This window comes from Thermostichus sp. MS-CIW-25, assembly GCF_054060015.1.
Genome location: NZ_JBSSCS010000054.1, coordinates 1 through 14,823 on the forward strand (window position 1 = coordinate 1; position 14,823 = coordinate 14,823).

Annotated in this window: 13 protein-coding genes; 10 read left to right on the forward strand and 3 right to left on the reverse strand. The window is 56.2% G+C overall.

From position 1 onward, the window contains the following. The coding region (locus ACVWZ1_RS13305; protein WP_457503654.1) for an IS607 family transposase at positions 1–477 on the reverse strand (477 nt) is incomplete at its 3' end. Positions 478–627: 150 nt separating this feature from the next. Between ACVWZ1_RS13305 and ACVWZ1_RS13310 the strand changes: the two genes are divergently transcribed. The 9 genes from ACVWZ1_RS13310 (at position 628) to ACVWZ1_RS13350 (ending at position 10,510) form a co-directional block, all read left to right on the forward strand. Next, the gene (locus tag ACVWZ1_RS13310; protein ID WP_457388389.1) at positions 628–1,632 is read left to right on the forward strand and encodes a circadian clock protein KaiA; all 1,005 of its coding nucleotides are present in this window, start codon (positions 628–630) and stop codon (positions 1,630–1,632) included. Positions 1,633–1,634: 2 nt separating this feature from the next. After that, the gene (kaiB, locus tag ACVWZ1_RS13315) at positions 1,635–1,937 is read left to right on the forward strand and encodes a circadian clock protein KaiB (RefSeq protein WP_457474446.1); all 303 of its coding nucleotides are present in this window, start codon (positions 1,635–1,637) and stop codon (positions 1,935–1,937) included. Between the two features lie 28 nt (positions 1,938–1,965). Next, positions 1,966–3,591, forward strand: a complete 1,626-nt coding sequence (gene kaiC, locus ACVWZ1_RS13320; RefSeq protein WP_414357428.1) for a circadian clock protein KaiC — start codon at positions 1,966–1,968, stop codon at positions 3,589–3,591. A gap of 219 nt (positions 3,592–3,810) precedes the next feature. After that, entirely contained in the window at positions 3,811–4,929 is a 1,119-nt protein-coding gene (pilM, locus tag ACVWZ1_RS13325) for a type IV pilus biogenesis protein PilM (protein ID WP_457503655.1), read from the forward strand. Between the two features lie 60 nt (positions 4,930–4,989). Beyond that, entirely contained in the window at positions 4,990–5,697 is a 708-nt protein-coding gene (locus ACVWZ1_RS13330; protein ID WP_414387894.1) for a PilN domain-containing protein, read from the forward strand. Continuing rightward, positions 5,697–6,398 carry a hypothetical protein gene (locus ACVWZ1_RS13335; RefSeq protein WP_414350594.1) on the forward strand — a complete coding sequence of 234 codons (702 nt, stop codon included), beginning with the start codon at positions 5,697–5,699 and terminating at the stop codon, positions 6,396–6,398. Before ACVWZ1_RS13330 ends, ACVWZ1_RS13335 begins: the two co-directional genes overlap by 1 nt. Before the next feature lie 301 nt (positions 6,399–6,699). Next, on the forward strand, positions 6,700–8,781 hold the full coding sequence (locus tag ACVWZ1_RS13340; RefSeq protein ID WP_457503656.1) for an AMIN domain-containing protein: 2,082 nt from the start codon (positions 6,700–6,702) through the stop codon (positions 8,779–8,781). Between the two features lie 109 nt (positions 8,782–8,890). Continuing rightward, the gene (locus ACVWZ1_RS13345) at positions 8,891–10,048 is read left to right on the forward strand and encodes an Ig-like domain-containing protein (protein WP_457503658.1); all 1,158 of its coding nucleotides are present in this window, start codon (positions 8,891–8,893) and stop codon (positions 10,046–10,048) included. Between the two features lie 84 nt (positions 10,049–10,132). After that, positions 10,133–10,510, forward strand: coding sequence for a hypothetical protein (locus ACVWZ1_RS13350; protein WP_457503659.1), 378 nt, complete (start codon positions 10,133–10,135; stop codon positions 10,508–10,510). Positions 10,511–10,687: 177 nt separating this feature from the next. Here ACVWZ1_RS13350 and ACVWZ1_RS13355 read toward each other — a convergent pair whose 3' ends face one another. Then, positions 10,688–11,254 carry a DUF2854 domain-containing protein gene (locus tag ACVWZ1_RS13355; RefSeq protein WP_457503660.1) on the reverse strand — a complete coding sequence of 189 codons (567 nt, stop codon included), beginning with the start codon at positions 11,252–11,254 and terminating at the stop codon, positions 10,688–10,690. 135 nt (positions 11,255–11,389) lie between these two features. On the opposite strand from ACVWZ1_RS13355, the gene ACVWZ1_RS13360 reads away from it, so the two are divergent. Beyond that, positions 11,390–12,931 (forward strand): aminotransferase class I/II-fold pyridoxal phosphate-dependent enzyme, encoded by a 1,542-nt coding sequence (locus ACVWZ1_RS13360; protein ID WP_457503662.1) that lies wholly within the window; start codon positions 11,390–11,392, stop codon positions 12,929–12,931. Positions 12,932–12,946: 15 nt separating this feature from the next. On the opposite strand, the gene ACVWZ1_RS13365 is transcribed toward ACVWZ1_RS13360, so the two are convergent. Then, positions 12,947–14,389 (reverse strand): hemolysin family protein, encoded by a 1,443-nt coding sequence (locus ACVWZ1_RS13365; protein ID WP_457503663.1) that lies wholly within the window; start codon positions 14,387–14,389, stop codon positions 12,947–12,949. Positions 14,390–14,823: the final 434 nt, after the last annotated feature.

Here is a 14,823-nt window from a genome sequence, read left to right on the forward strand (position 1 = left end):
AGAAAGGTGATCGTCATCGAGAACCAAGATTTCGCAGCCGTATTGACGGCAGTACCACTCAACGAACTCAAATCCAAACCGGCAGAGTCGATCCCAGAGTCGATCCCGGTGAGCGACCACAATCGTTCCGATATCTCCTGCACGGACTCGTTCCAATAAGGCAAGGAACTTCGGTCTTTTGAAGTCGAGACCGCCGCCAACCTCTCCGACCACTTCGGCTCCAGGATAGAGGTTAACCAGTCTTGCAATCTGTCTCTCCAAGTCTGGTTTCTGCCCTCGACCGCTGACTCGGGCGTACAAAACGACTCGTTTGTCCTTTTTGGGCGCTCTGATGTAGCTGTCGAGGTCATACCTTCTTGCCCTACCGGATGGTGTACGTACTGCATGGATCCAGCCTTTCTGTTCCCATCGCCTCAAAGTGTGGAGACGCACCCCAAAATAATCTGCCGCTTCTCTCGGTTTTACATACCTAGCCATACCAAGCAGCTATACTGAACATACTGTACATTATTTTCAGTATAGTCCAGCGTATCATTGACTAGAGTCATGCTCCTGCTCTTTTCCTCTGGCCGGTGAGCGCGGATCCCGGTCAGATTTAAGATAGGAAATATATCTTCATCCTTTGTCTTGTTGCCTGACACCCATCCACTGCGCATCAACCTGTTGCTGGATTGGGAGCCGCCAGCAGGAGAGCCCCTAGCTTGCGAGGACTGGCTACCCCCTGAACGCTTTGTTGTCGAGTGTTTTCAGGATCAAGCTACCTTCCTAGAGGCTCTCAGGAGACAAGACGGCCATGTCGATTGCTTGGTGCTCCTGGTGGATCCCACTCGGCTGCAAGAGCTGCACGATCTGGGCAATCAGCTCTGCGCGTGGGGACTGCTGCTGCCGACGGTGTTGGCGATTGTGCTGGAAGAATCCCACCTGCAAAAGGAAACACCGGAGACGGAAGGAGAGATCCCTGCCACCTCATCTTTGGTGAAAGCATTGCTCAAGCGAGAGCAGTTTTTCTACCACAACGCCACCCTCGTCCGTCCCATTTCGCCACAGGAGCTGAAGGGGCAGGTGCGGGCCGACTGTACCGCTTCGGGATCCCCTTCCGTCTTGGAGCTGCTGGTGGATCGGGCCATCGCCTTGTTTCTGCAGATGTCTCCCACTTGCGGCCTCCCGCAGGGCCCAGTGCATCCCAGCGATCAGCCCTACCTGGCTTACAGCAACCAACAACAGCGACGGCTGGCGGAGAAACTGCGGGAACGGCTGGGCTACGCCGGAGTGTACTATCATCGTGACCCAGAGCTGTTTTACCGTCGCCTCCCGCCCCACGAGCAGCAAGCCCTCATGCGACGGCTGCGTAACCTTTACCAGGCAATCGTCTTGGACTATTTTCAATCTCCCGAGACCGTCAATGCCCGCATCGACGAGCTGGTGGCCTTGGCCTTTTTTGCCGATATCGGCGCTGCTCAACTGCTGGAGCTGCACATGAACTTGATGGAAGACTTTGCCAAACAATTGAAGCTGGAAGGCCGCAGCGAAGAGATCCTGCTGGATTACCGCCTTACCCTGATCGATGTGATGGCCCACCTGAGCGAAATGTACCGCCGCTCCATTCCCAAAACCGCTCCAAGGGATCCTTAGATATGTCCACTCGCAAAGCCTATGTTCTCAAGCTCTACGTGGCGGGCAACACCCCCAATTCTCTGCGTGCCCTCAGCACCTTGCAAGACATCTTGGAAAAGGAGTTCCGCGGCGTGTACACCCTGAAGGTGATCGATGTCTTGAAAAATCCGCAACTGGCAGAGGAAGATAAGATCTTGGCAACGCCGACCTTGGCCAAAATCCTGCCGCCACCGGTGCGGAAGATTATTGGCGATCTGTCCAACCGCGAGAAAGTGCTCATCGGCCTGGATCTGCTCTACGAAGAATTGGACGAAGAGGCTTGAGACAGGCTGTAGGAGCAAGGAGAGTGGGATGAACCAGTCATTGGGGCCTTCTGAGCCAGAAAAGCCACAAGATAACACCGCAGAGGACTCCACCGAACCAACCCCAGACAACCACCGGGCGGATCTCTCAGAGCTGCGAGGGATCCCCAAAAAACAGACGGGCATCGAGGGCTTTGAAGACATCAGTCACGGTGGGCTACCCCTGGGACGCACCACCTTGGTCAGCGGCACCTCCGGCACCGGCAAAACCCTGTTTGCCATGCAGTTCCTTTACAACGGCATCGTGAAGTATCAAGAGCCGGGGATCTTCGTCACCTTCGAGGAAACCCCCGCCGATATCATTCGCAATGCCTCCAGCTTTGGCTGGGATCTGCAGGCCCTCATCGACAGGGGCCAACTGTTTATCCTGGATGCCTCCCCCGATCCCGAAGGCTATGAGGTGAGCGGCAACTTTGATTTGTCGGCCCTCATCGAGCGCATCCAGTACGCCATTCGCAAATACAAAGCCAAGCGGGTCTCCATCGACTCAGTGACAGCCATCTTTCAGCAATACGACCCTGCCGGTGTGGTGCGGCGGGAGCTGTTCCGCCTGACGGCCCGCCTCAAGCAGGCCAACGTCACCACCGTCATGACCACGGAGCGCACCGACGAGTACGGCCCCATCGCCCGCTACGGCGTAGAGGAATTCGTCTCCGATAACGTGGTGATCCTACGCAACATCCTGGAAGGAGAGAAACGGCGGCGCACCATCGAGATCTTGAAGCTGCGGGGCACCACCCACATGAAGGGGGAATATCCCTTCACCATCACCAATGACGGGATCAACATCTTCCCCCTGGGAGCCATGCAACTGACCCAGCGCTCCTCCAACGTGCGGGTCTCCTCCGGCATCGAGAAGCTGGACGAAATGTGCGGCGGCGGTTTCTTCAAGGACTCGATTATTTTGGCCACCGGCGCCACCGGCACGGGCAAAACCTCGCTGGTGAGCAAATTCCTGGAGCGGGGCTGCCTGGATGGGGAACGCTGCATTCTCTTTGCCTACGAAGAGTCGCGGGCGCAGCTTTCCCGCAACGCCTCCTCCTGGGGCATTGAGCTGGAAGAGTTCGAGCGGCGGGGCCTCCTCAAGATCATTTGCGCCTACCCAGAATCTGCCGGCCTGGAAGACCATCTGCAAAAGATCAAAACCGAGATGATGGCCTTCAAGCCCTCCCGCATGGCCATTGACTCCCTGTCGGCGCTGGCGCGGGGGGTGAGCCAAAATGCCTTCCGCCAGTTTGTAATCGGGGTAACCGGCCTGGCCAAGCAAGAGGAGATCACCGGCTTTTTCACCAACACCACCGACCAATTCATGGGATCCCATTCCATCACCGAATCCCATATTTCCACCATCACCGACACGATTATCCTGCTGCAATACGTGGAGATCCGCGGAGAAATGGCCCGCGCCCTCAACGTCTTCAAAATGCGGGGATCCTGGCACGACAAAGGGATCCGCGAGTACCTGATCTCCAATGCGGGCATCCAAATCCGCGATTCCTTCCGGGGCTACGAGCGCATCATCAGCGGATCCCCGACCCGCATCAATGTGGATGAGAAAAACGAGCTCTCCCGGATTGTGCAAAACGTCCAGGCCCTCGAGGAAGAAGGGTTGTGAGCGGTTACAACAGTTCCGTGAGTGGGCGCGGCAACAGACCCGTTGAGTCAAGCGAATTTCCAACACCGCTCAACACCGCGCAAGCCCTGCACTTGCGGCTGGCAGGGAGGGATCGGCCCAGACAAGGATTTCCCCGCGGCCAATGGCGAACAGTGGTAACCCACCTACAAATTGGGTAGTATGCCTCTAGCAGTAGCGCAAAGGGCGGGGTTTCCCGGCGTGTTTAGTTTTTTCGGTGGCTCCAAAACCCGAACCATGCTTGGGGTGGACATCAACCCCGAGCGCATCGCCGTTGCCCAACTGAAAAAGCAGGGCAATGGTCGCTATCGTCTGGCCCACTACCACAGCGTGGACATGCCAGAAGGGGCGATGGTCGAAGGACGCATCCTCGATCCGAGCACAGTTGGCTTGATCCTGATGAATTTGCTCAATGAAAACAAGGTACCCACCAACCTGCCGGCAGCCACAGCAGTGCCCGTAAGGGAGGCCATCGTTCGTCTCATTCGCCTGCCTGCCGACCTACCTGCCGATGAGCTGCGCCGGGTGGTTTTGGAGCAGGAGGCCGAACTTTACATTCCCTATCCGCGGGATCAGGCGGATGTCGACTACCAGCCCTTGGGTCTCGATCTTTCCCAGGATGGCATTGAGCGCATCGAAGTCTTGCTGGTGGCCATCCCCAAAGAGGTGGTGGACAACTACCTGGAGGTGCTGCAGGTGGCCAACTTGCAGGTGCGCTGTGTGGAGCTGGCCAGCTTCTCCCTCATTCGCACCATCCGCGATCAGCTAACCCAGTACGGCCCCCAAGAGGCCGTGTTGCTCAGCTCCATCGGCTACGACAGCAGCGAGATCAGCATTTTGGTGAACGGGATCCCGCAATTTACCCGCACCGTCAACATCGGCACCATCCACATGCGGCAGGTGCTGGCCCAATCCCTGAATCTGCCGCTTAGCCGCACCGGCGACCTGTTGCGAACTCTGAGGTTACCCTTGATCAACCCCACCGATATTTTGGCCACGGGAGAACAGCCAGCGCCCAGCAATCCCGGTGTAGCAGCAGTAACGCGCGTTGTCTCCGATTTGGCGGATGAACTGAGGCGCTCCATCGACTTCTTTACGAGCACAGAAAGCAGCTCGCCTGTGGTGAAAGTACTGCTGGCCGGAACTGGGGCAAGCATCGGCCAAATCGACGGCTTCTTATCTCAGTCGTTGAGCGTGGCGGTGGAGTTGGCGGATCCCTTTGGCAACATTGTCGTGCCGGATTCAGTGGAACTGCCCCTGGAGGAACGCCCAGCAATGGGAGTGGCCCTGGGGTTGGCGTTACGGGAAGACACCAAGTAGCGGCAGCAGGCAGCGCAAGCTCGCCCAACCGATGGAATAGCGCACAAGGCGGTTAAAGAGATGTACACACCAGAGATCAATTTCCTCAAAGAAAGGCCGGATGTCCTCACCACAGCTCGAACAGGTGGGGGAGCAGTAGTCGCAGCTGAGGCTGCAGAGGGATCCCAGAATTGGATCCCGGCCATTGGCCTGGGGGTTGCTGTTGCTGCTGTAGCGATGGGAGCTTTTTGGTATTTCCAAGACAGCTTTTCCCGCCAGAGAGAAACCTTGAGGGCGGAGCGGGCTCGCCTTGACAGTGAGCTCAGCACAGCCAATGCTGAGTTGTCCCAGCTGCAGAATGCCAATCAAGAGCTGCAAACCATTCGCGCCCAAACGGAAGGGTTCCGCTCCTTTCTGGGATCCGTCCAGCCTTGGTCGGCCATCTTGGAAGAGCTGCGGCGCAAGATCCCCGGCCAGGGGGTATGGATAACCAACATCAGCGCTTCCGGGGATACCGTCAATATCCAAGGAGGGGCGCTGGACTTTCCCCTGGTGAACGACTTTTTGCTCACCCTGCTGGATTCCAACTTTGTTACCAGCGCCGTCCTGAACAGCAGCTCCCGGGTGGACGGCACAGACCTAACCGAGCCCAGCGTCACCTACGGCATAACCGTAACCATCCGTACCCTGGGGGATCCCGACCCAGAATTTACCCGCGAGCTGGAGCAGCGGGGAGCGATAGGCTTGGTTGAAAAGATCCGCATTTTGCGTCGAGTGGAGGCGAACTGATGACTGGATCGGTTGAAGGTTTTCCCGACGAACAACTGGTGGTTCCCCCGGCAGGGCCGCCGGTACTGCTGGGCGTGGAGCTGACCCCCATTCGAATTGGTCTTTTAATCGGGATCACAGGGCTAGGCGCGGCGGGGTTTCTGGCCTTCACCCAACTTCGCCCCTTGATCGAGGAGGTACAGGCTTTGGAAAGGGAGGTAGCCAACAAAACCACCCAGTTGCAGGACATAAAGAGCCAGATTGCCAGTTTGCAAGATGTGCCCAATCAGGTCGAGAGAGCTCGCGTGGAGCGGGAACAGATCAGTGCCCTGCTCTCCACCCCCGAGAATGCCGACACGCAACTGCTGGATCTCAACCGGCTGGTGCAGGGGCAGCCCAACAGCGAGCTGCGCAGCTTTAGCCCTTCTCCACTGACTCCAGCGTCTTCGGCCAATCCGGAAGTGCCTGGGATCATCGCTCCCGCCATCCAAGTGCAGACCACCCGTGTCGCTCTGCGTGGCCCCTATACGGAGCTGATCAATCTGATGGGAGATATAGAACGTCTGCGCACGCTGTTCCGGGTGAGCAACATCAGCTTAAATCCTGTTCAAGACACAGGGGAACTGGACGCTGCTTTTGATTTGATTGCCTACATCTACAACAAAGACGTTCCGTTGGGCACTGCTCCTCCACCTGAAGGGCAAACGGCACCTGGTCAGTAGCCCAGCCATGCCTTGACTCAGGGGGGGATCCTGCCAGTGCGGGATCCCCTCTGGTTTTCAGAAGACGGGAACAACCGCCGGTTCAGCACGGATAGTGTTGCCGAATCGAAGATCTGGGAAAAATTTCTTCCGAAACGGCTACAGGTAGTGGCAAAGTCCGAGATTTCGGCTTTGATTAGGGAAGCACGGGGTGAACGAGGCCAAAGGCACCCGTGGCGAGGTGAAGCAAGAATACGACTGGGTGAAGGAGTGAGGTGTGAGGATGATGAACCGTCGAGTTGCTTATGGGTGTGCGTTGGGCTTGATCCTGTCCCTGCCCCCATTGGCCTTAGAAAGCCGGGTCAATGAGGCAGCCGCTCAACAGTTGACCTCCGCAAACCCGCAACGCCTCAGCCGCATCACAGATATCCGCCTGGTGCCCAACGGCAACCGCATGCAGTTGGAGATCAACACCGAAGGGGGCGCTCGCCCACAGGTGTTCTTTACCCAGCAGGGACAATCTTGGATCGGGGACATCACCAATGCTCAATTGAGTGGGAGCCAAGGCCGCTATCGTCAAGAGTCTCCCTTGCCGGGGGTGCGTTTCATCGAGGCTAAGCAACTAGGCAATGACAGTGTGCGGATAGAAATAGCCGGCGTGGCCGCAGCTCCCCAAGGCTTGCTGGCTCGGCGCAGCCCGACGCAGTTGGTCTTCGATTTTGAGGGCCTACCCTCTGCCCCACCGGTTCCAGTGGCTGCAGTGCCCAGTCAACCGGTATCCCCAACCCGACCTCAACCCACGGCTCCTACTCCTCAGCCAACAGCTTCTGCCCCTGCCCCCCAGCCGGTCGCTCAAAACCCTGCCCCTCCGCCGACCGCTCAAGCGGCTCCTCCCACACCTGCTGCTCCTGCTGCACCCGTGATTTCTCAGGTGCCTTCTGTGGACCAGCTCAACCAACCCCAACTGCCGCCAGGGGTTGTCAATCCTGATGTTTCTCCGTTTCAAGGTCGAGCAATGGCTCCCCCGGCTGGAGATCTTGCCGTTGGCAGTATTATTCCAGCTCCTCCCCCGGTGGATTTGGGTTCAAATGCCAAGATCACTTTGACCTTAAGAGATGCTCCTGTAGGTGATGTGTTAAGCCTACTGGTGCGTCGAGCTGGGCTTAATGTAGTTCTCAATGATGTGCCTCCGGACTTGACGATTTCCCTAGATGTAGCTGACTCACCTCTACAAGAAACATTTAACTTTATTTTGCGCTTGAAGGAGCTTCAAGCGTCTCGCGTAGGGCAAACAGTTTTCATTGGTACTACACTCCCTGGGGTTGGCCAGCAGATCGTCAGGACGTACAGACTCAATCAACTGAGAATCGAAGAGGAGATCCAAAACTTTGATTTAACTGCTGCCGGTGCCGCAGGTGGAGGTGGAACAACTGAAATCACGGCTAGGCAGCTAGGTGTTACTCCGAGTGAAATTAGAAGCAGAATTCTAGCCATTTTGGAAGCATCAAACATTCCTTTGGCTCAGGAATCGGCCATTCAAGCAGATCCAAGAACGAATTCACTGACTATTGTTGCCACACCTACCCAACATGACGTAATAGCAGCATATCTTGCCCAAATTGATCTCAGAAGTCGACAGGTCTTGATTAGCGCCAGGTTTATCGAGATTAACCTTAACGACAACTCTGACTTAGGAGTTGCATTAGGTGGTGCATCTGGAAACTTTGCGCTGGGTTCTGGAGATAATACCAGCTTTGGTGGAACTCCTCTTAGCCAACCCGAGGGATCCTCAGTTCCTAACGTTGGTTCGGTTCCGGCTCCAGCAACTGGGGGCTCACTTGTATTTAATACTTTAAACCGGCTCCAGCAGTCTCTTGCAGCTCGTATAGATGCATCTATTGCTTCGGGGACAGCTAAGATATTGGCCGATCCAAAAGTAGTCGTTGCCAACAACACCGGTGCGGCTGTTGTGGTTGGCCAAGAAGTCATTACCAACAGGAGAATACAAACGGATCCCGCAACAGGCCAGTCAGTAGTTGTTTTCGAGAAGGGAAACGCAGGAGTTAACTTGCTTATTCAAAATGTTAGGATTGACGATAATGGCTATGTTACGTTAAATCTCATTCCTCAGATTTCATCCATCGGTAGCCAAGTTACTTTGGCAGATGGCACCGTAATTAGCTTGCTGAACCAGCGTTCTGTTGGAACTTTGCAAACCAGACTGAAAGACAGAGAAACCCTATTTTTGGGAGGCTTGATACGAGAGGAGGATCGAGTATCTGTTGACAGGGTTCCACTGCTTTCTGAGATTCCTCTGCTGGGTTCTCTTTTTCGTAGGCAAAATACGATAAATGAGAGAACTGAAATTGTAGTCCTAATTACGCCGACAATTTTGGAGGACTGAAGGAAAATCTTTATCGCTGCAAGCCGCTTTCTTCCTGTTGAGCTAGTTACCTTCCTATAAAGACATCTTGGTTTAAATGCTAAGGTCAAGCTTTTCTTGCCGATTTTGGTTGAGACTGGGATCCCTGCTGCTGAGCTTGGCTCTGGCTGGGGCGCTGGCTTCGATTGACACAGGGTGGTCGCAAACCCATCGCCTTTCTCTACCAGTCCAGGGTCAGAGCTATCCACAGCTAGTCGAGCAATCACGCCCTTTGGTTTGGCGAGCTTTGGCGCAACAATTCCAAGCGCAGCCGCAGCCGGAGGAGATCACCTTGGAAGTACTAGGACAAGCCGGGGATCGGCAAGCTCCTCTGTTTACCGTGCGAATGCCTCGCAGCGTTTGGCAGCAGAACCCCTCACCTAGCCAACTGGAGCAACACACTACTTTCTATCCCGATGCGTTGGCTCTTTTACAACCGAGAGCACCGGTGCAGCAGGGTCAGGTAGAGTTTACTGCTCCCTCTGCAAATGGAACTACATTGGTCTCCAGCAATCCTTCCAATGGCCAAAGAGGGATCCCAATTGACCAAAGTATCCATCTGCGTTTTGATCGACAGCTTCCCGCCGGAATAACAGGTCTAGCCTTTGGGATTCAGCCCCCTGTGGAGGTGGCCTTTGACATTCGGGGAAACGAGCTGATCTTTCAACCTTTACAGCTACTCAGTTACAGCACCGATTACAGGGTGCTCCTGCCCGCAGCGGAAGAGCTGGATTTACAAAAGCCCATAGAATTGACTTTCCGCACTGAACCTCAATACACCTACCAGCGAGATATTAAACCTCTACTGGATGCTAGCTGTGTAGGCTGTCATCAGCGGGCTGGTCGGATGCGGCGCAGCCCCTTGGATAGCTATGCTGCGGTGATGCGTTATGTAACGCCGGGATCGGAAAATAGCGAGTTGCTCAAACCGCGTTGGTTAGCTCGTCATGCTGTCATCCAGCGAGCTGCAGGGATCCCTTTGAATGGAGGGGGATCCCCAGACGTGGATGCCCTGAGTTTCTTGTTCCAGGGAGGGGAGGGATCTGGACCTATGCCAAGGGCCCCTGTGAGTGACCCTCAAAGAGAGTCTCCCGGATCTTTTATCGGACGCAGTGGATCCCCAGAATTGGCCTATATTCGTCGCAACGGCACTGGCATGGATCGCCTAGGTTACTTGAGCGCTGATGAAATTCAAATCCTGCGTACCTGGATTATTCAGGATCAAGCGGCTGAGGCCCATAAGAGTTAGCCTGATGGGCTGGAGAGTCTTTACCAACAAAGATCCCTTGCTCGTTTGTTTACTTTAAGATTAGGAACCTACGAGATCAATTTGATGACAACCCCCACAGAGGATCGGCTAGACCGGATTGAGCGTGTTGTAGAAGTTTTGGTGAACCAGCAGAGGGAAGTGCTGGGGCGCGTCGATGGGTTGTCTCACCGGGTGGATAGCTTGACCGAGCAGGTGGATAACCTCACGGATCGAGTAGACAACCTGACTAACCGAGTAGATAGCCTGACCGACAGGGTGGATAACCTCTCCCAAAGTGTCAGCAAACTTTCCGCCGATGTCGATAAGTTGGGCTTCAAGTTCGACACTGCTCAATCGGTTGGGGAGCGGCCAGAGCGGCTGGCAACCAGCTTGATCGCAGGAGCCACGATTAGCATCATTGCCGGGGTTATCCTTGTGCTGCTCAGAGAGGGATCCCGTTAATTCTTTCCCGCCCCCTCGATGGAAAAAAATAGGGATCCCAGCCAATGGGATCCCTGGTTATCCTTCCTCTAGTGTTTCAGTCCTCAACACACCTTCCCTATGAGATGCTCTGATTCTAAGAGCCGACCCGTGAAAAAGTCGTGAAACTGACAGATGAGGTGGAAGGTTAAGCCTTGCTCAGGTGGTCAGGGATCCACCTCGGGCAACAAGCGCCAATTCCACCTGATTTTCTTGGGGCTGCTCCAGTTGCACCTCCACATCTCGGCCAAAGAAGCCTTGCATTTTTTTCTGGTAGCTTTCCTGCCATTGTTGGAAGGGAACCTTGGGGGAATCGAACAGAAGCACCAAGGTATACCGGCCATCTCGCAGCTCTTCTCTGTACCCTCTCACCTTGGGCAGATCTGCTTCCAGAGGGCCGCGCAGACCCAGAAACTCCAGGGCATCTTCCAGGTGGGCATTAGCCCCGTAGCTATATTTGGTGATATCGGCGCGGACTTGCTTTTGAATTTCCGTGGCCTGCTGGGCGCGGGCTTGGATCACCTCGAGAGAAGGGGCGGCCAGGGCAGGTACCGGCTTGAGTTCCACTACCTTCATGGTTATCCCTCCCAACAGCAAGGGGATCCCGGCAAACAGGCCGATGAGATTGAGGGTGGGATCGTTGTAGTGGGCAAAGCCCCAAGCCGTGGCGGCAACGCCGGCCAACAAAACGAGGGTACTGACGGGGAAGGGCAATTTCTCGAACATCGCAGGCAAGATTGCAGAAGAAGAAGAAAGGCCACCTGAAAACCCAGGCTAGCAGGAAAAGCGCCAGCGGTGGACTTAGCCTCCATTGGGATGGATAATCACAAAATGCCCACCTGGTGTGTTGAGGAGTGGTCTGTGGTTCTGTCCAATCTGTCCAAAACCTCTCGTTGCTTGCGCTCGCTGGATCGCAAAGCCCAGGAGCGAGCACCTCTGTTTGAGGCCATCCGCCACTATTGCAGCTTGGATAAGGCTCCTTTTCACACGCCAGGCCACAAACAGGGACGTGGGATCCCTGCCGACTTGCGGACCTTTTTGGGAGAGAACGTCTTCCGGGCAGATCTGACCGAGCTGCCAGAGGTGGACAACCTCCACGACCCCGATGGCGTGATCCGAGAGGCCCAGGAGCTGGCGGCAGCAGCTTATGGAGCGGATCGCAGTTGGTTTTTGGTCAACGGTTCCACCTGCGGCGTGGAAACGCTGGTGATGGCGGTGTGCGATCCGGGAGACAAGATCCTCTTGCCGCGCAACTGCCACAAATCCGCCATTGCCGGGGTGATCCTCTCTGGGGCGGTGCCGGCCTATATCGAGCCGGATTTTGACCCGGAGCTGGGCATTGCCCACGGGATTACCCCAGCCGGTTTGGAGGGGGCCTTGGCGGAGCATCCCGATGCCAAAGGCGTTTTGGTAGTCAGCCCCACCTACTACGGGGTTTGCTGCGACCTGGAATCTCTGGCAGCCATCGCCCATGCCCATGGCCTACCGCTATTGGTGGACGAGGCCCACGGGCCCCACTTTGGGTTTCATCCGCAATTGCCCATCTCGGCCCTAGAAGCCGGTGCGGATCTGGTGGTGCAGTCCACCCACAAGGTGATCTCCGGCATGACCCAGGCCTCGATGCTGCACCTCAAGGGATCCCGTATCGACCCCAACCGGGTGCGCAACATTCTGCAACTGCTGCAATCGACCAGTCCCAGCTATGTGCTGATGATGTCGCTGGATGTGGCACGGCGGCAGATGGCACTGGAGGGAGAAGCCCTGCTGGGCCAAGCCTTGGCTTTGGCAGATCAAGCCCGCGCCCGTCTCAACCGCATCCCCGGCTTGCGCTGTTTTGGCCCAGAGCGTATCGGCTCCACCCCTGGTTTTTTCGATTTCGACCGCACCCGTCTCACGGTAACGGTGACAGAGCTGGGGTTGTTCGGCTTCGACGCTCACGACTGGGTTAACGATCACTTCCACGTGCAGCCGGAGATGTCCACCCTGCACAATGTGGTCTTCATTGTCAGCATCGGCAATACCCAGCGAGACATTGACCGCCTGGTGGAAAGTTTCGCCGCCCTGTCGCAACATTTTCAGGGATCCCGCCCATCCAGAGCGGCAATGGAAAAAATGCAGCGGCTGGCACAACTGCCCCGTCCTTGCTTGCCACCACAACGGCTATCACCCCGGGAGGCTTTTTTTGCTCCCATTCAGCGGGTGCCTTTCCAAGAAGCAGTGGGCCATATCTGCGCCGAGATCATCTCCCCCTATCCACCTGGGATCCCGATTTTGGTGCCGGGAGAAGAGGTGACCCAAGAGGCGGTGGACTATCTGCTGTTGGTGCATGAGGCAGGAGGCTTTATCAACGGCCCAGAGGATGTGCGCCTACAAACCCTGAAGGTGGTCAAAGCAACGGCCTAGTCCTCTCCAGCAGGTTTATGGACGGGTTTTTGCCGTTTGCGCCGGGGGGAGCAGCGGCAGGGAGTTTGCCGGAGTGCCAGAACGACGGGCTACCTTCACCCGATCCACCCGTGGCCCCTCCATGCGCACCACCTGAAACTCCATGTCTTGGTAGGTGAACTTTTCCCCAGCACGTGGGATCTTCTGCATGTGGTAGATCAAAAAGCCCCCCAGCGTCTGGTAATCCTCGTGCAGGGGCAGGTTGAGGCCACAGCGCTCGTTGATCTCTTCAATATCTAGCTGAGCCTGGATGAGCAAGGTATTTTCGTCGAGTTCTTGAATGTCCGGCTCCTTGGTGTTGGGATCCGGGCCATCGGAGAGCTTGCCGACAATCTCCTCCACCAAGTCTTGAATGGTGATCAGGCCCGCCGTGCCGCCAAACTCATCCACCACCACCACCATCGGCCAGTGGTGCTGCCTCATTTCGGGCAACAGTTCGGCAATCGGCTTGTTCTCCGGCTCAAAGTGGGCCTCGCGGATGAAGTTGGTGATGGGGCTGTGCAAATCTATGGATCCCTTGGCCAACTGGCCGATCAACTCCTTAACGTGGATCAGCCCGCGGATGTCATCCAAAGACTCGCCAAAGACCGGATAGCGGGAGTGCCCCGATTCCGCCACCTCCGCCAGCACCTCTTGCACCGTTGCAGTTTCCGGCACCGCGTCGATGCTGGTACGCGGGATCATCACCTCGCTGGCCACCGTCTCGCCAAACTCGAAGATGTTGCTCAACAGCTCTCGCTCTTCCGCCTCGATGTTGCCCGACTCCACCGACGAGGCGATCAGCAGTTGCAACTCCTCCACCGTCATGGTGCTGTAAAAGGAAGTGGCCTCGGGGATGCGGACGCCCAAGATGCGCAGCAGGCAGCGGGAGGAGAAGCGGAGCAGCTCGACAAAAGGGTGGAGGAAGCGGCTTACCAAGCGGTTGAGCCAGGCCAGTTTGAGCGCAATCGGCTCGGAATAGAGGATGGCCAGAGTCTTGGGGATCAGCTCCCCTACCACGATCTGAAAATAGGTGAGCAGCGAAAACACCACTACCACCGCCACCCCCTGCATAAGGGCCGGATCCACACCCTGAAACCAGTCCAAGCGGCTCAAGGCCAAAAACAGCGTGGGCGAAACTTGGGTGGCTCCAATCCAGCCCAGCAATACACTGGCCAGAGTAATGCCCAACTGTGTGGTGGAGAGGGCATATTCCAGTTGTTCCTGGGCTTTTTGCACAATTGCCGCCTGGCGGTTTCCCTCGCTCGCCAACTGCACCATGCGGGAGCGCCGCGCCGATACCAAGGAAAACTCGACTGCGACAAAGAAAGCGTTGATGACCAGAAGACCGATGACCCAAAGGAGACTAAGCGACGCATCTCCCCACGAAAGCTCAGTGTTGGGGAAAGTAGCCGCCGAGGCTAAAGGGGGGTCGTCCATCAGGGGGAGCAGCAAGACGGATAGACAGCATTCTAGCTCAGCCTGACCCCACCACCTGTCCCTAGCCAGCTGTCGAACCGGCTTCAGCCATCAGGCAGCTACCGTGTAGACGCTTTCCCCATGCCCAAAAGGAAAGGGATCCCTGACCTTTGCACAACCCAGCTTTCGCAGTTCTCAAGGTCGCTACTTTTTCATCAAGCAGTAGCAGCTACAGCCTTTTCCGGCAACGCTCACCCCCGCCTATGCAGGGGGCATCTCCTGGGTGCTAGTCGTCGATATCGACAATATTGCCGGTAGTGGCGTCGATCTTAACTTCAATATCGTTGGTAAATTTCACCAATTTTCGGGCTGGAGGCCCGCACCATAGCCGCAGGCTTGGTGCCGGGAGGAAAGCCCGCCTCCATATAAGTGTACTGGGACAAAACCTGGATGAG

Coding starts and splice junctions, on each gene's coding strand:
- kaiB (WP_457474446.1), top strand. CDS start 1,635: ATGTCCACTCGCAAAGCCTATGTTCTCAAGCTCTACGTGGCGGGCAAC.
- kaiC (WP_414357428.1), top strand. CDS start 1,966: ATGAACCAGTCATTGGGGCCTTCTGAGCCAGAAAAGCCACAAGATAAC.
- ACVWZ1_RS13330 (WP_414387894.1), top strand. CDS start 4,990: ATGTACACACCAGAGATCAATTTCCTCAAAGAAAGGCCGGATGTCCTC.
- ACVWZ1_RS13335 (WP_414350594.1), top strand. CDS start 5,697: ATGACTGGATCGGTTGAAGGTTTTCCCGACGAACAACTGGTGGTTCCC.
- ACVWZ1_RS13350 (WP_457503659.1), top strand. CDS start 10,133: ATGACAACCCCCACAGAGGATCGGCTAGACCGGATTGAGCGTGTTGTA.
- ACVWZ1_RS13355 (WP_457503660.1), bottom strand. CDS start 11,254: ATGTTCGAGAAATTGCCCTTCCCCGTCAGTACCCTCGTTTTGTTGGCC.
- ACVWZ1_RS13365 (WP_457503663.1), bottom strand. CDS start 14,389: ATGGACGACCCCCCTTTAGCCTCGGCGGCTACTTTCCCCAACACTGAG.